19 protein-coding genes and 1 riboswitch are annotated in these 18,640 nt (G+C 49.3%); all 19 genes read left to right on the forward strand.

Features of this window, described 5'->3' with window-relative positions; all coding sequences use genetic code 11:
• Entirely contained in the window at nucleotides 1–963 is a 963-nt protein-coding gene (locus ACN6MW_RS14395; RefSeq protein WP_419875984.1) for an ABC transporter permease, read from the forward strand.
• Nucleotides 964–1,320: 357 nt separating this feature from the next.
• Nucleotides 1,321–2,259, forward strand: a complete 939-nt coding sequence (gene nadA, locus ACN6MW_RS14400) for a quinolinate synthase NadA (RefSeq protein WP_419875985.1) — start codon at nucleotides 1,321–1,323, stop codon at nucleotides 2,257–2,259.
• Nucleotides 2,260–2,393: 134 nt separating this feature from the next.
• Nucleotides 2,394–4,007, forward strand: coding sequence for an L-aspartate oxidase (nadB, locus tag ACN6MW_RS14405; RefSeq protein WP_419876350.1), 1,614 nt, complete (start codon nucleotides 2,394–2,396; stop codon nucleotides 4,005–4,007).
• Nucleotides 4,000–4,884 carry a carboxylating nicotinate-nucleotide diphosphorylase gene (gene nadC, locus ACN6MW_RS14410; protein ID WP_419875986.1) on the forward strand — a complete coding sequence of 295 codons (885 nt, stop codon included), beginning with the start codon at nucleotides 4,000–4,002 and terminating at the stop codon, nucleotides 4,882–4,884. Before nadB ends, nadC begins: the two co-directional genes overlap by 8 nt.
• On the forward strand, nucleotides 4,881–5,654 hold the full coding sequence (locus ACN6MW_RS14415) for a type III pantothenate kinase (RefSeq protein WP_419875987.1): 774 nt from the start codon (nucleotides 4,881–4,883) through the stop codon (nucleotides 5,652–5,654). Before nadC ends, ACN6MW_RS14415 begins: the two co-directional genes overlap by 4 nt.
• Nucleotides 5,654–6,559 carry an Hsp33 family molecular chaperone HslO gene (gene hslO, locus ACN6MW_RS14420; protein ID WP_419876351.1) on the forward strand — a complete coding sequence of 302 codons (906 nt, stop codon included), beginning with the start codon at nucleotides 5,654–5,656 and terminating at the stop codon, nucleotides 6,557–6,559. Before ACN6MW_RS14415 ends, hslO begins: the two co-directional genes overlap by 1 nt.
• A 17-nt stretch (nucleotides 6,560–6,576) precedes the next feature.
• Nucleotides 6,577–7,569 (forward strand): peptidylprolyl isomerase, encoded by a 993-nt coding sequence (locus ACN6MW_RS14425; RefSeq protein WP_419875988.1) that lies wholly within the window; start codon nucleotides 6,577–6,579, stop codon nucleotides 7,567–7,569.
• A gap of 127 nt (nucleotides 7,570–7,696) precedes the next feature.
• A complete protein-coding gene (cysK, locus tag ACN6MW_RS14430; protein WP_364154660.1) occupies nucleotides 7,697–8,635 on the forward strand; it encodes a cysteine synthase A in 939 nt (312 codons plus the stop codon).
• 113 nt (nucleotides 8,636–8,748) lie between these two features.
• Entirely contained in the window at nucleotides 8,749–10,353 is a 1,605-nt protein-coding gene (locus ACN6MW_RS14435) for an anthranilate synthase component I family protein (protein WP_419875989.1), read from the forward strand.
• Nucleotides 10,350–10,931 (forward strand): aminodeoxychorismate/anthranilate synthase component II, encoded by a 582-nt coding sequence (pabA, locus tag ACN6MW_RS14440; protein WP_419875990.1) that lies wholly within the window; start codon nucleotides 10,350–10,352, stop codon nucleotides 10,929–10,931. Before ACN6MW_RS14435 ends, pabA begins: the two co-directional genes overlap by 4 nt.
• Nucleotides 10,928–11,803: an aminodeoxychorismate lyase gene (pabC, locus tag ACN6MW_RS14445; RefSeq protein WP_419875991.1), complete on the forward strand. Its 876-nt coding sequence runs from the start codon at nucleotides 10,928–10,930 to the stop codon at nucleotides 11,801–11,803. The genes pabA and pabC overlap by 4 nt, the downstream gene beginning before the upstream one ends.
• 61 nt (nucleotides 11,804–11,864) lie before the next feature.
• On the forward strand, nucleotides 11,865–12,713 hold the full coding sequence (folP, locus tag ACN6MW_RS14450) for a dihydropteroate synthase (protein ID WP_419875992.1): 849 nt from the start codon (nucleotides 11,865–11,867) through the stop codon (nucleotides 12,711–12,713).
• 71 nt (nucleotides 12,714–12,784) lie between these two features.
• Entirely contained in the window at nucleotides 12,785–13,171 is a 387-nt protein-coding gene (gene folB, locus ACN6MW_RS14455; RefSeq protein ID WP_419875993.1) for a dihydroneopterin aldolase, read from the forward strand.
• On the forward strand, nucleotides 13,149–13,697 hold the full coding sequence (gene folK / locus ACN6MW_RS14460) for a 2-amino-4-hydroxy-6-hydroxymethyldihydropteridine diphosphokinase (RefSeq protein WP_419875994.1): 549 nt from the start codon (nucleotides 13,149–13,151) through the stop codon (nucleotides 13,695–13,697). Before folB ends, folK begins: the two co-directional genes overlap by 23 nt.
• Nucleotides 13,649–13,861 (forward strand): helix-turn-helix domain-containing protein, encoded by a 213-nt coding sequence (locus ACN6MW_RS14465; RefSeq protein ID WP_364154641.1) that lies wholly within the window; start codon nucleotides 13,649–13,651, stop codon nucleotides 13,859–13,861. Before folK ends, ACN6MW_RS14465 begins: the two co-directional genes overlap by 49 nt.
• Before the next feature lie 58 nt (nucleotides 13,862–13,919).
• The gene (gene dusB / locus ACN6MW_RS14470; RefSeq protein WP_419875995.1) at nucleotides 13,920–14,960 is read left to right on the forward strand and encodes a tRNA dihydrouridine synthase DusB; all 1,041 of its coding nucleotides are present in this window, start codon (nucleotides 13,920–13,922) and stop codon (nucleotides 14,958–14,960) included.
• A gap of 301 nt (nucleotides 14,961–15,261) precedes the next feature.
• The gene (gene greA, locus ACN6MW_RS14475; RefSeq protein ID WP_053373331.1) at nucleotides 15,262–15,738 is read left to right on the forward strand and encodes a transcription elongation factor GreA; all 477 of its coding nucleotides are present in this window, start codon (nucleotides 15,262–15,264) and stop codon (nucleotides 15,736–15,738) included.
• Between the two features lie 177 nt (nucleotides 15,739–15,915).
• Complete coding sequence (gene lysS / locus ACN6MW_RS14480; protein ID WP_419875996.1) at nucleotides 15,916–17,424, forward strand: lysine--tRNA ligase; 1,509 nt, start codon at nucleotides 15,916–15,918, stop codon at nucleotides 17,422–17,424.
• A 179-nt stretch (nucleotides 17,425–17,603) separates the two neighbouring features.
• Nucleotides 17,604–17,682: riboswitch (cyclic di-GMP riboswitch) on the forward strand.
• 13 nt (nucleotides 17,683–17,695) lie between these two features.
• Nucleotides 17,696–18,505 carry a transglutaminase-like domain-containing protein gene (locus tag ACN6MW_RS14485; RefSeq protein ID WP_419875997.1) on the forward strand — a complete coding sequence of 270 codons (810 nt, stop codon included), beginning with the start codon at nucleotides 17,696–17,698 and terminating at the stop codon, nucleotides 18,503–18,505.
• The last annotated feature ends 135 nt before the right edge of the window (nucleotides 18,506–18,640 follow it).

Genomic DNA, 18,640 nt, shown 5'->3' on the forward strand with positions numbered 1-18,640 from the left:
ATGAACGTACTCGATGTCATTGGACAGCTTATTAATACTACGCTCGTGTTCTCCACCGCGCTCATTTTTGCGGCGTTAGGCGGGATGTACTCCGAGCGCTCGGGCGTCGTTAACATTGGTCTGGAAGGCTTAATGGTGTCCGGCGCGTTTGCTGCGGCAGTCGCTACCGAATACGCCATACAGGCAGGCATGGGCAATGTGTCGCCATGGATCGGATTTATTGCTGCGGGTATCTACGGGGTTCTTGTCTCTTTATTGCATGCGTTATCAACGATAACGTTCCGGGCCGACCAAACCGTCGTGGGTGTGGTTATTAATATCCTATCGCTCGGTTTGTCGCTTTATCTAACCAAAAGCTTATATGCGGGATCAGGTCAAACGCCGCTTTTGGAAAATGTATTCCACAAGTGGCAGATTCCTTTCTTATCGGATATACCATTGCTCGGAAAAGCGATTTTCACTGCCTATCCGACGACTTATATCGTTATCGCGCTTGCTTTTATCAGCTACTACGTCTTGTTCCGTACGCCTTTCGGCTTGCGTCTGCGCGCGGTTGGCGAGCATCCAAGTTCTGCGGACACCGTGGGCATCAGCGTAACGAAATACCGTTACATTGGCGTCCTGCTCAGCGGCGCGCTGGCGGGTCTTGGCGGTGCAACGATCACGTTGACGACGACAAGCAGCTTTGCGCATAACACGATCTCCGGTCAAGGCTTTATCGCGCTCGCGGCACTGATTTTCGGCAAGTGGAACCCGCTCGGCGTCGTTGGCGCGGCGATGTTCTTTGGACTCGCGCAGGCGCTCAGAAGCTTTATGCAGCGGTTTGAGTTCGCACAGCAAATTCCGGCTGAATTTTTCTACATGCTGCCCTATATTTTAACGCTCATCGTTCTAGCTGGCGCTGTCGGCCGCTCGAATGCTCCATCGGCGCTTGGGCAGCCTTACGATCCTGCGAAGCGTTAATTGATCGACGGTCTCTTTCCAAAACGGAGAGAGACCTTTTCTATTTATAAAAGAGCATAGCGCACAGGCCCTGTTTAACCTTGTACGTTGCAATAAAAGGCTCGTTTTCGCCGAAGGTTGCCCGGAGACGGCCTGCAAAATAATTAATTTTGACTTGCTGCCCTAAAATGGCCTTTAATACATTGACAGTAGCATCCACCGCGTGTAAATTAAAACTTAATCAAATGAATTTATCCCTTTTGGTTTAAACTATAGGTAAGCGACTTTCTAAGTTTGTGCATCAATTCACAAAGTTGTGCTTGCCGTATAACGGAATGGGCATAATCCCCCATCCCTCATAAGAGGAGAGGATCTACTGTGGAAGCACTGGCACTGGAACGCAAGGCGGAGCAAAACCGAGAGCTGCGTGAACGGTTGTTACAGTTGAAGAAAGAACGGAATGCTATCATTTTAGCCCATTATTACCAGCGTGATGAAATTCAAGAGGTTGCCGATTTCCGAGGGGACTCCTTCCTGCTTGCGCAGAAGGCAGCCCAAACCGATGCCGAAGTCATCGTTTTTTGCGGCGTTCATTTTATGGGCGAGAGCGCAAAGATTTTGGCGCCAAACAAAACGGTTATTATTCCCGATGAGCGTGCCGGCTGCCCGATGGCGGACATGGTGAGCGTGGATGGCCTGCGTAAGCTGAAGGCTCAGCATCCGAATGCGAAGGTCGTCACTTACATCAACTCGTCTGCTGAAATCAAAGCGGAGACTGACATCTGCTGTACGTCGGCGAATGCGGTTAAAGTCGTCAATTCCGTTGAGGGTGACGAGGTTATTTGGGTACCGGACAAAAACCTGGGCCATTATGTGCAGCAGCATACCGATAAGAAAATGATTATCTGGGAAGGTTACTGCAATACGCATGATATGCTTACGGTTAAAGACGTGGAAGAAATGAAAGCAAAATACCCGAATGCGCAATTTGTCGTACATCCTGAATGCCGTCCGGAAGTTGTTGAACTAGGCGACTTTGTAGGCAGCACAACTGCTATCATAAAATATTGTAAAGAATCGGATTGCCAAGAATTTATCGTAGGTACGGAAGATGGTACAGGCTACCAGCTGCGTTTAGACAGCCCAGGAAAAACGTTCCATTTTGCATCTAAATATTTGGTTTGCCCTAACATGAAGGTTAATAATTTGAAGAAACTCGTGAAAGCGTTAGAGACGATGCAGCCTCAAATTTATGTACCGCCACATGTTGCGGATCAAGCCCGTTTATCCTTGGAGCGCATGTTACTCGTAAAGTAATAGGCGCTGCTCCTATGCTTAAAATATAAGAATCGCTAAGCTACGCCTTTATTTTATGTGTTTATTTTTCATTATGAAACATAAGCAGCCCAGCAAAAGGTCGGCTTTTGCCGTTTACCCTTGGAGGAGCCATGATGATTCCCAGATATTTAGTTGATGTGCAGCTGAATGAGCTGCCTGTTATTGAAAAAGATGTGATCGTTATCGGGGCCGGCATTGCCGGTCTTTTTACCGCTATACGGGCAAGTGAAAACAACTCGGTCCTAATGATTACGAAAAAATCGCTGCTGGACAGCAACACGCGTTATGCGCAGGGCGGTATTGCCGCCGTGATTTCGGACGAGGATTCGCCAGCATACCATAGGCAGGATACGCTTATAGCCGGCGCGGGCTTATGCTCGAATGAAGCCGTCGATATACTCGTTCACGAAGGGCCCAAAGGCGTTCGCCGTTTGATCCAAATGGGCACGCAGTTCGATTTGGAAAATGGCGAATTTGCGCTTACGAAGGAAGGCGCGCACAGCCAGCGGCGTATTTTGCATGCCAATGGCGATGCTACCGGCTTCGAAATTGTACGGGCTTTGTCCGAAACGGCGGTTGCCAACCCGAAAATCGAAGTTTGGGATGACCATTTCGTCATCGATTTGGTTACGCAGGACGGCGTTTGCTGCGGTGCCATCGTACAAAAGCCTGGCGGTCAACGGTTATTCGTTAAGGGGAAAGCGGTTATTCTCAGCTCAGGCGGCGCGGGTCAGCTGTACCGGTATACAACCAATCCTGAAGTCGCAACGGGAGACGGTATCGCAATGGCTTATCGAGCGGGCGCTTACATACAAGACGTAGAGTTTATTCAGTTTCATCCAACCTCGCTCTGTTATCCGGGTGCACCGAGATTTCTGATTTCGGAAGCTGTACGGGGTGAAGGGGCGTATCTTCGCAATATTAAGGGAGAACGCTTCATGGATCGTTATCATGAGCAGCTGGAGCTCGCTCCAAGGGATGTCGTGGCGCGCGCGATCGTCAGCGAAATGGAAGAGACGAAGTCGACCTTTGTTTATATTGATATTACGCATGAATCAGCGGAAATGGTCAAGCATCGTTTTCCTACTATATATGAATATTGCTTGAAATATGGACTAGACTTAACCTCGGACTGGATACCGGTTGCGCCGGCTATGCATTATATGATGGGCGGAGTGAAAACCGATCTAAATGGGGAAACGAATATAAAGCGCTTGTTCGCTTGCGGAGAAGTTTCGTCAACCGGCGTACACGGAGCGAACCGGCTTGCCAGCAACTCGCTCTCCGAAGCGATTGTCTTTGGGAGAAGAATCGTAAAGCGAATTGACGAGCTTCCAAGCCATTCGGTTCAGCCTGTTATCGAGAATGAAACCGAACGCAGCAGCACGCCGATACAGGCAGTCGTAGAGAGACGGCTTAAGCTGCAAAAAATTATGGTGCGGTATGCAGGCTTGCGGAGAGATGCCAAGGGTCTTGAAAAAGGGCTTGAGGAATTGAAGCGGCAGCTGCCAATTTATCAATCGATACTTACAGAGCGCGAAGAGTATGAATTTGCTAATTTGCTAACGTGCGCGCTGCTAACTACGGAAGCTGCGCTCTCGCGCGAGGAAAGCCGCGGTGCGCATTACCGCGAGGATTTCCCGGTACGCGACGATGCGATGTGGAGAAAGCATACGGTGTTGCACCGTCTATATGGATTGACGGAGGAGCGAATAGAGGATGTATGAATGGACGGCAGGCGGTTATGATGCAGCAGTTCGCGAGCAAATCCACGGCTGGCTGGCTGAGGATATAGGCAGCGGAGATATAACGACGGAGACGACGATTCCCAGGGATTCGCGTTCGAAGGCGGTTATTCATGTCAAAGAAAGCGGCATTATCGCGGGGCTTCCGATTGCGAAGCTTGTGTTTGAGGTTGTAGACCCATCGCTTGCATTCCTTCCGAATGTGCAGGACGGTGACAGCGTGAGTAAAGGAACCGTGATCGCTACAGTGGAGGGCAGCACGCACAGCTTGCTCATTGGTGAGCGCCTTGCGCTTAATTTGATGCAAAGGCTGTCAGGCATAGCGACCAAGACTCGCGCTTTTGTCGATGCGCTTGAGGGGCTACCGGTTCGGCTTGTCGATACGCGCAAAACAACGCCAGGTCACCGTATGCTGGAAAAATACGCGGTGCGCGTAGGCGGCGGAGCCAATCATCGGTTTGGTTTGTATGATGCCGTGATGATTAAGGATAATCATATTAAAGGCTCAGGCGGCATTCGCGCCGCGGTTGAGGCCGCCCGCAGCAAAATTCCGCATACGATGAAAATCGAAGTCGAGACGGAATCGCTTGAGCAGGTGGGCGAAGCGCTGGCTTGCGGAGCAGATATCATTATGCTGGACAACATGGCCCCAGCGTTGATGAAGGATTCGGTATCCCTTATAAAAGCGACCTCTCCTCATGTCATTGTTGAGGCGTCCGGCGGCGTTTCACTAGAGACGATAAAGGGTATTGCAGATTGTGGCGTGGATGTCATTTCGGTAGGCGGATTGACTTACTCCTTCCATGCGCTGGATATTAGCTTGGATTTGAATGCGAAGAAGGGTGGGGAGCCGCTTTGATCCTCGTCATTGATGTCGGGAATACGAACATCGTACTTGGCATATACAAAGGAAAAGATCTTCTGCATCATTGGCGGCTAAGCACGAATCGTTCAGCGACAGTAGATGAATACGGCATTAATATCCATAATCTGTTTCATTATGCAGGCGTAAAGCTTGAACAGATGGACGGTGTCATTATTTCCTCCGTGGTACCTCCTTTAATGCGAACCTTAGAGCAGCTATGCTTAAAATATTTACGTAAAACGCCTTTAGTCGTAGGGCCAGGCGTAAAAACCGGATTGAATATCCGTTATGAAAACCCGCGTGAGGTAGGGGCGGACCGAATCGTGAATTCGGTAGCCGGTATCGAAAAATACGGTACGCCGCTTATTGTCGTGGATTTTGGCACGGCGACGACCTTCGATTACATTGATGAAGGCGGCAACTATCTCGGCGGCGCCATTGTGCCTGGGATTGGCATTTCAACTGAAGCGCTATATCAGCGCGCCGCTAAGCTGCCGCGCATCGAGCTGGTGAGGCCGAAGAGCGTCATTGGCCGCAATCCGGTAACGTCGATGCAGGCGGGAATCATTTTCGGCTATGCAGGACAGGTGGATGGAATTGTAAATCGAATCCGTGCGGAATTCGGCGTATCGCCTCGCGTGATCGCTACCGGAGGTCTGGCGGAGTTAATCGCCGCGGAATCGGAAACGATAGAAGAGGTAGATCCATTGCTAACGCTTGAAGGATTAAGAATTATATATGAACGCAATCAGGAGGGATTATGATGGACAATCAGCTGAAGGACGTGCTGGTGCGTGGGACGGCATGGAACGGAAAAATCCGAGTGTTTGCGGCTTGCACGACTCAGCTTGTTGAAGAGCTTCGTCAAAGGCATGGCACCTATCCAACGGCTACAGCGGCTCTAGGACGGACATTGACGGCAGGTGCTATCATGGGAGCCATGCTGAAAGGGCAAGAGAAGCTGACGATTCAAGTGAAGGGCGACGGGCCGATTGGGCATATTGTCGTTGACGCTAACGCAGACGGGGAAGTTCGCGGATATGTTGATCATCCGGAGGTGCATCTGCCAAGCAATGCGCAAGGCAAGCTGGACGTGGCGGGAGCAGTCGGACGCAGCGGACATCTTCATATAACAAAGGATTTAGGAATGAAAGAGCCTTACCGCGGCAGTATTCCGATCGTTTCGGGCGAGCTCGGCGAGGATTTTACTTATTATTTCGCTGTTTCGGAGCAGACGCCTTCCGCGGTAGGCCTGGGAGTGCTTGTCGATACGGATAATTCCGTACTGCATGCCGGCGGATTTATCGTTCAGCTTATGCCTGGATTAACCGATGAGGAAATTACAAGGCTCGAGCAAGCGGTTGGCGCGATGCCGCCTGTCACGGCATTGCTTGATCAAGGTGAAACGCCTGAAGGTATACTGCGCCGGATCGTCGGTGATAGCGAGCTTCAGATTCACGATACGATGGATTTGAAGTTCCAATGTTTTTGTTCCTCTGAGCGCGTGGAGCAGACGCTTCTAAGCCTAGGCGAGCATGAGCTGCAGCAAATTATCGAAGAAGACGGAAAAGCGGAAGTCGTTTGCCAATTTTGCAACGAAGCGTATACATTTGAACGGGCCCAGCTGGAGCTGCTGCTTGCTCAAGCGAAACCGAAGCCGATCCATTAATCGGAGGCATTAGGGGAATGAGGAAATACGAGATGCTGAGGGCCGTTGTCATCCTTCAAGCCGTATGTATGGTTGTTTTGACGGTAGTCGTAGTCATAAAAGTGTGGCCGGGGAATGAACGCCAGCTGGATCAACAGCCGCAAACGAATGTTGGCAGCGAGGAGGATCCGGCAGACCCGGGCAAGCCAGGCGCGGATTCGTCCGAAATGGCCGACGGACGGCGGGTTGTTGCCAGGGTAGGCAAGGTAATGATTACGGCGGCTGAACTGAAGAGCGAGCTACAGAAGCAATATGGGGAAGCTGTATTGCGCACGTTAATGGTACACAAAGCGATCGATTTGGAGGCAGCGGCATCCGGGCTCAGCATATCGGCGGAAGAGCAGAGCCTGGAGCTGAAGAAGCTGTCCGAGGGCTACGAAAGCGAGTCGCGCTATTATGAAGTGATGCAGGAACAGCTTGGCATGAACAAGGAGCAGGTACAGGAAGATCTGCGTTACCGGTTGCTGCTCGAGGAAATCACCGTTCGCAGCGTCGATGTCTCGGATGAAGAGGTCGATCGTTATATTGCTGAACATCCGGAGGAATTTGAAGCGCGTACACAGCTCCATCTGCAATGGATTATGACCGAAACGTCAAGAGAAGCGAATACCGTGCTTGGGCTCCTTGCGGACGGGGAAGATTTTGCTGAGCTGGCGCGAACCTATTCGATTGATGCCTTTACGGCGGATGCCGGCGGTGATATCGGCTTAATTGACGAGGATGATCCTTTCTATGACCGTGATATGCTGGATACGGCCAGCCGGTTGCAAATTGCCGAAATGGCCGGTCCCCTGAAGGTTGACGGAGGCTTTGCGGTTATTCGTCTTATTGAACGACAAATGACAACGAATTTGACAGGAAGCCGGCTGCACGAAGCCGTTCGCAAACAACTGGCGCTGGAGCGTGCAGACTCGCTGACAGAAATGGAAGATAAGCTGCTGATTAAATATGATGCGATGAAAACCGAATAACACTGTGTTTGGTCAGGTTTTCGGCTGAGTGTTAAAGTCACTATTGACAACGGATGCAAGACATTGATAAGATGGAATTAGTGAAAAAACCAACTGAATTAGTCGGAATAAGGAGGCAGTTATTTCCATGGCCAAAATTGTGCAAAGCGTTCTAGATCTTATCGGTGATACTCCGCTTGTTCGTTTAAATCGTCTTGTGCCTGAAGGCAGCGCAGAAGTTTACGTTAAGCTTGAATACCAAAATCCAGGCGCAAGCGTAAAAGACCGTATTGCAATCAGCATGATCGAGGTAGCTGAGCAAGAAGGAATCATTAAACCAGGCGATACCATCATTGAGCCTACCAGCGGCAACACAGGAATCGGACTAGCACTCGTAGCAGCAGCAAAAGGCTACAGGGCTATCCTTGTTATGCCAGAAACGATGAGTATTGAACGTCGCAACCTGCTTCGCGCTTACGGCGCAGAGCTAGTACTGACGCCAGGCTCCGAGGGAATGAACGGTGCCGTTCGCAAAGCAGAAGAGCTTGCTGCTGAGAACCCTAACTATTTCCTGCCGCAGCAATTCAAAAACCAAGCGAACGTTAAGATCCACCGTGAAACGACAGGACCTGAGATCGTGGAAGCAATCAACTCCCTTGACGGCAAGTTGGATGCATTCGTAGCCGGTATCGGTACGGGCGGCACGATTTCTGGTACAGGCGAAGTGCTTAAGAAAAACTTTGACGGAATTAAAATTTACGCGGTAGAGCCTGCAGCTTCCCCGATTCTATCCGGCGGTAAACCAGGCGCTCACAAAATTCAAGGTATCGGCGCTAACTTCGTACCTGAAATTTTGAACCGTGAAATTTATGACGCAGTAATTACAATCGAGAACGAAGATGCGTTTGAATACGCTCGTCGCGCAGCGAAAGAAGAAGGTATCCTTTGCGGTATTTCTTCGGGCGCAGCAATTTACGCGGCACTGCAAGTTGCCAAAGAGCTTGGCGCAGGCAAACGTGTGGTTGCGATCGTTCCAAGCAACGGCGAACGTTACCTTTCCACGCCATTGTTCAACTTCGAAAACTAATTTTTATTCCCTATAGCAGAAAGCCTTTCATTCCCCGGAATGGAAGGCTTTCTTTTTACCTTGCTATTCTGTATACTGAGCAAAATAAGTCAAGTTATCGGGGGTCGAAGGTGATGGTCACCGCTATGGAGCAATGGACTCGGTGGCACGCCGAACGGAAGTTTACAACGCTGCCGCTAGTTAAGGAACTGCCTTTCCAGCTGGAAAACAGGGCAGGTGTCGCATCATGGGAAGAAGTGTGGCAGGATGCTTCGCCGTATGCTTTTGTACTGGAGAGCGGCAAGGACGGGCGTTATACGTATTTGGGCTTGCACCCTGACGCGATCATACGGGGCAAGGGCTTATCTGCCGAATCGGTAGCGTTTCATTCGTTAGAGGAGCATAGCAAGCGTCATTGGGACGGAAAACCTCTTGAAGTCGTAAGGGAATGGATGAGCGGCCTGCTCGGACCAAGAGTTGAGGATGGACCGAAATGGATTGGCGGCTGCGTCGGTTTTTGGGGCTACGACATTATTCGTTCTATTGAACGCTTGCCGGAGGTAGCCTTGGATGATCGGAGCATGCCGGATTATTTGTTTATGCAAATAAACGAGCTTTGGATCATTGATCATGTGGAGGATAAGGTGTATTGTTCCGTCCATACAAGGATCGAGCCCGGTGCCGATGATGAAGCGCTGCGTGATGCTTATGAACGTGCCTTATCGAAAGCCGAAGGCATGACCGATTATTGGTTAACCTGGTTTGATGAAGAACAAGCGAAGAAAAAAGCGGCATTACTTCGGGCGAAGCGGCAGCTTTTACTTGAGGATGACCAGCTGCAAATGGATGTCGATTCCCTCTCTGGCATCACTTCTCCATTCTCGAAGGAAGCCTACATGGAGGCGGTTCGCCGCATACAGCGGTATATTGAGCAAGGCGATGTCTTTCAAGTGAATCTTTCCGTAAGGCAAAGCAAGGAAGTGAAAGCCTCGCCCGAAGAGCTTTATGAATGGCTGAGACTGGTAAACCCTTCGCCTTACATGGGCTTTCTGCGCTGTCCTGATTTCCAGCTCGTATCTGCCTCGCCTGAGCTTTTGGTTGAGCTTCAAGAGAGCAAGCTTGCAACAAGGCCAATCGCCGGTACGCGGAGGCGCGGACGCACTGAAGAGGAAGATCGGCGGCTGGCTGACGAACTTCTCTCGAACGAGAAGGAGCGAGCAGAGCATATTATGCTTGTGGATTTGGAAAGAAATGATCTGGGCCGCATTTCTGCTTATGGCACGGTTAAGGTCGAAGAGCTTATGGTCATTGAACAATATTCCCATGTCATGCATCTTGTTTCGCAGGTGGAAGGCCAATTGGCCGGCGGCAAGGACGCTTATGATGTAATTTCGGCCACTTTCCCGGGCGGGACGATCACCGGCGCGCCAAAAATCCGTACGATGGAGATCATTGAAGAGCTTGAGCCGACAAGGCGCGGTCCTTATACTGGCTCCCTCGGATGGATTGACTACAATGGGGATATGGAATTTAATATTATTATTAGAACAATGGCGCTGCGGGATGGGATTGTTCATATTCAAGCAGGAGCGGGTATCGTTATCGATTCCGATCCGGAGCGGGAGTACAAAGAATCTTTAAACAAGGCAAAGGCGTTATGGAAGGCCATTCAGTACAGCGAGCGGTTTGTTGCGCATGACCGGGCGGCAGAGCCGGATAAAGGGGGAGCCTTAACATGATACTGGTAATCGATAACTATGATTCTTTTACGTACAATTTAGTGCAGTATTTGGGTGAGCTTGGTGAAGAAATTACGGTAAAACGCAATGATGAAATCGATTTGGCGGGGATTGAAGCGCTGGCACCCGATCATATCTTGATATCGCCAGGTCCTTGCTCTCCGAATGAAGCAGGCATCAGCCTATCGTTGATTGAACATTTTAAAGGGAAAATTCCGATTTTCGGCGTTTGCCTGGGCCATCAATCGATTGGACAGGCTTTCGGAGGCGAGGTTGTGCGCGCGGAGAAGCTGATGCACGGCAAAACATCCGAGATCCATCACGATGAAAAATCGATTTTCGCGGGCATGCCTTCTCCGTTTACTGCTACGCGCTACCATTCCCTTATCGTGCGCCGTGAGACATTGCCGGATTGCTTGGAAATTACTGCAGAAACAGACGAAGGCGAAATTATGGGCCTGCGTCATAAGGAATACCCGATTGAAGGCGTACAATTCCACCCTGAATCGATAATAACGGAGCATGGCCTCACGATGCTTCGTAATTTCTTGCAAAACCGGACGGGCGCAGTGCGATGAAAATCGGACTGAATGGCTCCGTTTTGGATGCGAGCGAAGCCGTGATCTCAGTTTTTGATCACGGTTTTTTGTACGGCATGGGCTTATTTGAGACATTTCGCACCTATAAGGGGACACCTTATTTATTGGATCGGCATTTGAGCCGTTTGCACGCGGGCTGTGAGCAGCTCGGTATCCGGTATCGGCCGGATGCCGAACAGGTTACAGAGTGGGTGAAAGCTTTGCTCTCGGCGAACGGACTCGAGGATGGTTATGTGCGCCTGACCGTTAGTGCGGGGGAAGCGGAGCTGGGCCTTCCAACCGGCGACTATGAGAAGCCGAATGTGTTGATGCTTGTAAAAGCTTTGCCGCCCGTCAATGATGCGGTTCATATGCGCGGACGGGAGCTGCGGCTTATGCAGACGCGGCGAAACACGCCGGAAGGCGATGTCCGCTACAAGTCTCTCCATTATATGAACAATATTATTGCGAAGCGGGAACTGCTGGCTAGCGACGCATCTGCGGGAGCCGAGGGACTGATGCTCAGTTATGAGGGCTGGTTGGCAGAGGGAATCGTCAGCAATTTATTTTTTGCGAAGGATAACGTGATTTTTACGCCGGCTATTTCCACGGGCATCCTGCCGGGCGTTACGCGTGAGCAGGTGCTGAGGCTTGCTCAAAAAGAAGGCTGCCGTACGGAAGAAGGGTTTTACAGCTGGGAGATGCTGCAGGAGGCCGATGAGATTTGGCTGACCAATTCGATTCAGGAGCTTGTTCCCGTCACGAAATTATCGGATGCCAGTGGAAAAAGCAGGGTCGTCAGTGACGGCGCAGCGGGGGCTTTGACCAAACAGCTGCTTGCGGTATACCGGCTTACTACGGGAGTTGAATAGGATTGGCAATAGTTAACTGCGACATTCAAAGAAGAAAATAGGGAAGAACGGAGGCTGCAAATTGAATCAAAGACCAGATTTTTGTAAAAGGACATATGAATTCGGAAGCGGAACGAAGCTGGAATTGGGTGACCGTACGCTTATTATGGGTATTTTGAATGCTACGCCGGATTCTTTCTCGGACGGGGGGCGCTATACGAACGTAGAAGCTGCCGTTGCACACGCCATAGCCATGGTGGAGGACGGCGCTGACATTCTTGATATCGGCGGTGAATCGACACGTCCCGGCTTTGAACCGGTAAGCGCAGAGGAAGAGCTGCATCGCATCCTTCCCGTCATTCGCGCGGTGCGCCAGGCGCTGCCGCATATCCCGCTCTCCATTGATACGTACAAAGCGGAGACAGCCCGCCAAGCCTTAGAGGCTGGCGCCCATATCATCAATGACATCTGGGGTCTTAAGGGCGACCCCAACATGGCTGCGGTTGTCGCTGAGTATAGATGCCCGGTTATTATCAACCACAACCGCCATGCAAGGGACTACAATGACCTTGTCCCGGATGTGCTTGCCGATCTGCAAGGCAGCGTAAGCTTGGCGCAAGCCGCAGGAATCGAAGAGGACCAGATATGGCTTGATCCGGGCATCGGTTTTGCCAAAACCCATGAAGACAACTTAGAAATGCTAGGTCGGCTGTCTGAACTGTCGGCGCTCGGTTATCCGGTGCTTCTTGGGACTTCGCGCAAAAGGTTCATTAAGCAGACGCTGAATCTGCCAGTTGACGAGCTTATTGAGGGGACGGCAGCGACCGTTGTTCTCGGAATCGCTTATGGCTGCCAGGTGATGCGCGTGCATGATGTGAAGGCAATCAAACGCGCCGCGATTATGGCGGACGCGATCGTATATCGCAGCTAAGCTGCAACTGCAGTTTTAAGAGCGGCTTTTTTATCATTAGAATGGCTGCATCGCAAGAGGGAGTGACGATCATGGATAAAATGATTATAAAAGGAATGAAGTTTTACGGTTATCACGGCGTTTTTCCCGAAGAGAACAAGCTCGGTCAAAAATATTACGTGGATATCGAGCTGGATATCGATTTAGAGCAGGCCGCGGTAACGGATGATTTGAGCAGGACGGTCAATTATGCCGAAATACACGCTCTTGCAAAAACGATTGTGGAGGGCCCGCCATATAAGCTTATTGAAGCTTTAACGGGTCACATTGCAACGCGGGTACTGGAAGTTTATACTATGGTAAATGAAGTGACGGTTCGAGTAACCAAGCCGAACCCGCCGTTTGATATTCATTTTGACGGAGTAACGGTGGAGCTGCGCAGAAAGCGGGACGCTGATGGACGAACAATACCCGCTTAATGGGGCAGAGGCTTATATAGCATTAGGTTCCAACATGGGAAATCGTGAACAACTGCTGCTTGCAGCGATTGGACTGCTGGACGCACATCCGGAAATTGCGATAAGCAAAGTATCCGGCATGTATGAGACGGACCCGGTAGGCTATACGGATCAACCGCCGTTTCTCAATATGGCACTCGCTTTGCGAACGACGCTTTCCCCATTATTACTACTAAGGCAGCTTCTGGAATTTGAGCAGCAATTAGGAAGAGTTCGACAAATACGTTGGGGACCTAGAACCATTGACCTTGATCTTCTCCTATACGATAATGTCAGAATGGATCAAGAGGAACTAACTTTGCCGCATCCGCGCATGATGGAGCGGGCGTTTGTGCTTGTGCCGCTGCATGATGTTCTGGATCAATCGCATCGGCTGCAGGCAGAAGTAAGCGCAGAGTCAAAGGCGGCGCTTTTGGATGGAAAGGAAGGCATTACGTTATGGAAAACAATCAATTGGCGCAGCGCGTCAGAGCCTTTCGAAAGCTGAAGGGCTATACTCAGCAGGAGCTGGCCAAGGAACTTGGTGTATCGGTAGCTGTTCTCGGTTCATTGGAACGCGGAACAAGGAAGACAGATCCGAAGCTGCTAAGTCATATAGCCAAAACGCTAGGAATCAGTTACGAGGAATTAATGTCTGATTCACGTGAATAACGATGCATATCTTATGGGATAAGAAAAATAAACAATTAGAAGAAGGGCAAGGAGCGACATGCTGAAAATCGGAGACATCGAGATGAAGAACAGAGTGGTGCTAGCGCCGATGGCAGGCGTGTGCAACCCTGCTTTTCGCTTGATAGCCAAAGAGTTTGGAACAGGTCTTGTATGTGCGGAGATGGTGAGCGACAAGGCGATTTTACACGGGAACAAAAGAACGCTCGAAATGCTGTTTGTCGATGAGCGCGAGAAGCCGCTCAGCCTGCAAATATTCGGCGGTGACCGCGAGTCGCTTGTAGAAGCGGCAAAGGTCGTAGACAAGCAGACCAACGCGGATATTATCGATATCAACATGGGCTGTCCGGTACCGAAGGTAACGAAATGCGATGCGGGTGCCCGCTGGCTGCTCGATCCCAATAAGATTTATGAGATGGTCTCGTCCGTTGTGGATGCGGTCCAGAAGCCGGTGACGGTAAAAATGCGCATTGGCTGGGACGACCAGCATATTTACGCGGTTGAGAATGCCCGTGCCGTTGAACGCGCCGGCGGGAAAGCCGTAAGCGTGCACGGACGCACACGCGAGCAATTGTATACAGGCAAGGCCAATTGGGACATCATAAAAGATGTCAAAGAAGCGGTATCCATTCCTGTAATAGGCAATGGGGACGTTTTCTCGCCAGAGGATGCCAAGCGCCTACTGGATCACACGGGCTGCGACGGCGTGATGATCGGACGCGGCGCGTTAGGAAACCCTTGGATGCTTTACCGGACCATTCAATATTTGACGAATGGCGAGCTGCTTAGTGATCCGACGCCGCGTGAGAAATTGGAAGTCGCTATTTTGCATCTCGATCGTTTAGTGGCATTGAAGAACGAGGCGGTTGCGGTACGCGAGATGCGCAAGCACCTAGCATGGTACCTGAAGGGTCTCCCCGGCGGCGCTCGCGTAAAAGATGTCATTATGGAAGAAACCGGCCGTGACCCGATGGTAGCAATCTTGGAAAACTACGTACGGTCTCTTGAAGAGGATGCGGAATTCCAATCTGCTTCAACTGCAGGCGGAACATCAGGCGCTGTGGAAGAGGTCGCCTACTAAAATACACATAGACCGGTTATAAGCATGATCCTGAATCGGTCGTTAATGACACCATTCGACAAAAGCCGCTATCCAGCGGCTTCTGTTACATTTTCAAAAAATGAAACGGTTTCAATGGGTCGTTTGGCTTTGATTGACATTCAGGGTACCTTTGCAATATAATCGTGCAATATAAATAACGAACGCATCAAGAGCGCTTCAAACAACAGTAGGTATGAGGATTAAGAAGCGTAATATATTAGGTATCAGTGAATTCATACAAGGTATGAAAAATTAGTCACATGACAGGAGAATCGGAAAGATGAACGATAAGCAAATCATTCTGACTCAAGAAGGGCTGCGCAAGCTCGAAGATGAATTAGAGAACTTGAAATCGGTCAAGCGTCGTGAGGTTGCTGAACGTATTAAAGTAGCCATCGGCTATGGTGATATAAGCGAGAACTCGGAGTACGAGGATGCGAAGAATGAGCAAGCATTTATCGAAGGCCGCGTGCTTACCCTTGAGAAAATGCTGCGCAACGCGCGTATTATAAATAATGATGATATTGATATTGATACCGTTAGCATCGGTTCTATTGTTACGGTTGAAGATATGGAATATGGCGATACGATGGAGTACTCTATTGTCGGTACAGCTGAAGCCGATCCTTTGCAAAACAAGATCTCAAACGAGAGCCCGGTTGGCAAAGCGATTTTGGGCAAGAAAAAAGGAACGGTTGTCGAAGTAAACGTACCTGTCGGCATCATTCAATACAAAATTCTCGATATCAAAAAATAAGGTTTGCAAAGCGCGGATCAAAAAGCTTCCTTGTGGGAAGCTTTTTGAACGTTTAAAATATAAGAACGTATATTTCATAGGAATACAGGGCTTATATTTTATCGGAAAACGAGTTTTTATCGCAACAATCCGGCCACAGCCGCTTACGCTTGCCGAACGATCAAGGAGATGAAAGTAGTGGAACATGAAAACAATGAGCAGGAGCTAAGCGAACTCTTGCAAATTCGCAGAGACAAACTAGACGAGCTTAGAGGACTAGGCGTGGACCCTTTCGGACGCAAGTTCGAACGCACACATAACGCCAAAGAAATTGTACAGGCTCATGAAGGGCACAGCAAAGAAGAGCTGGAAGGCCAAGCTGTTACCGTACGTATTGCAGGACGCATTATGCAAAAACGCGGAATGGGCAAAGCCGGATTTGCTACGATTCAGGATTTGAGCGGCAGGATTCAAATTTATGTTCGCAAGGATACCGTCGAAGAGCATAAATTTGCCGCATTTGATTTGCTGGATATTGGCGATATCATTGGCGTGCAGGGCGTCGTTTTCAAAACGAACACGGGCGAAGTCTCGGTCAAAGCGCATGATATTGAAGTGTTGACGAAATCGCTGCTTCCTTTGCCTGATAAATATCATGGGCTGAAGGATGTTGAGCTTCGTTACCGCCAGCGTTATGTTGACCTTATCGTAAATCCGGATGTACAGCAAACCTTCATTACCCGTTCCAAAATCATTCAATCCATGCGCCGTTATTTGGATTCCCGCGGTTATCTGGAGGTAGAAACGCCTACTTTGCATTCCATTGCAGGCGGTGCGGCAGCCAGACCGTTCGAAACGCATCATAACGCACTCGACATGCAGCTTTACATGCGTATTGCTATCGAGCTGCATCTGAAGCGTCTAATTGTAGGCGGTTTGGAGAAGGTATATGAAATTGGACGCGTGTATCGGAATGAAGGAATTTCGACACGGCACAATCCAGAGTTCACCATGATTGAACTGTATGAGGCTTATGCCGACTACAAGGATATTATGGCGCTAACCGAAAACGTCATTGCACATATCGCGCAAGAAGTACTCGGCACAACGAAAATCACTTATCAAGGCCAAGAGATTGATTTAACTCCGCAGTGGCGCCGTGTTTCGATGGTCGAGCTGGTTAAAGAAACGACCGGCGTTGATTTTGGGATCGAGATGAGTGACGAAGAAGCACAGCGTCTGGCGAAGGAGCATAAGGTCGCGGTTGACCCGCATATGACTTTTGGTCATATTCTTAATGCCTTTTTCGAACAATTCTGCGAGCACACGCTTATCCAGCCGACTTTCGTGACCGGACATCCCGTCGCGATTTCTCCTCTTGCGAAAAAGAGCGAGACGGATCCGCGGTTTACAGATCGTTTCGAGCTATTTATTGTGGCGCGCGAGCATGCCAACGCCTTTACGGAGCTTAACGATCCGATCGATCAACGTGAGCGGTTCGAATCGCAGCTGGTTGAACGCGAGCATGGCAACGATGAAGCGCATGAGATGGATGAAGACTTTATCCGCGCTCTTGAATACGGCATGCCGCCAACAGGCGGGCTTGGAATCGGTATCGACCGGTTGATCATGCTGCTTACGGATGCGCCATCCATTCGCGACGTACTCTTGTTCCCTCATATGAGAGATCAACGTTCCGCCGAATAAAAATGAAATAACAGAACCGCACGGCAGTCAGCTGCCGGCGGTTCTTTTTGTATTTAGAGGAGAGCGCTGCCGCAACAAATCTGAAAAACTACCAAAATATGATAAAATTTTAAGTACTCGTATTGATTTGATAGATTCATATGGTATATTAGAACTAATATTAGTGTTGATGAAGCTTCAAACGATAATGGCAAACCTATCGAAAGGTAGGGACGCAAAGCTAAAGGGCCTTCCTGAAGATGGCAGCCAGCTACCGAAAGGAGTTTTTTTCATGCGTAAATTTATTTGCATAATCGCGGCATTTGTACTTTTCGCGTCGATAAATGCCACCGCAGCAAATGCAAGTGAAGCAGCGGCTTCAGACTGGCTGGATACGTCTCATCTTAGTAACGGTGTTATTGCGATCGATTACCCCGTTAATGCCAAAGTGAAAACAAAACTTATGGTTGCTAAGGGCCAAACGAACTATACCTATAACCTGACCTCCGGGAAAACATTAGAGCAATTCCCTCTGCAGCTCGGAAACGGACAATATACGATTTCGGTTTTAGAGAATACATCAGGTAGTAAATACAAGCTGGTCAGTAAACAAACGGTTACGCTTAGTTTGAAGGACAGCAAGGTATTATACTTGAACTCTATTCAAAATATCAGTTGGACAAATACAAGCAGCGCGATTGTGAAAGCAAAAGAGCTTGCGAAAAATAAAAAGACAGATATGGAGAAAGTAAAAGCTGTCTACGATTTTATTATCACGAACATTAATTACGATCATCAATTGGCGGCTAATCTTTCGGTGGATTACCTTCCGAACATCGATCGTACCTTAAAATCAAAAAAAGATATTTGCTACGGTTATGCAGCTTTGTTTGCGGGGATGCTTCGCGGCTTGGATATTCCCACGAAGCTGATGATGGGAAAATCGACATATGTAGATGTCTACCACGCATGGAATGAAGTCTACCTCGACGGCAAGTGGGTTACGATAGATACAACAGTAGATGCGGGTTTAAAGAAGGGCAATAAGAAATTCGAATTGATTAAAGATGCTGCAAAATATACGGCTTCAAAACAATACTAACTAAGTGAACAAATAACGAGCATGCGCGTAAGCGCATCGCTCGTTTTTTATTTCTTTCTTCATTATATAGACGATTAGTTTTTCGCGGGCTAAGTATGAAACAAAGGGGATTCGAGGCCTTAAAACGTTTTATTA

Origin of the sequence: Pristimantibacillus sp. PTI5 (assembly GCF_048572955.1) — a bacterium.
Classification (GTDB): Bacteria; Bacillota; Bacilli; order Paenibacillales; family Paenibacillaceae; genus Pristimantibacillus.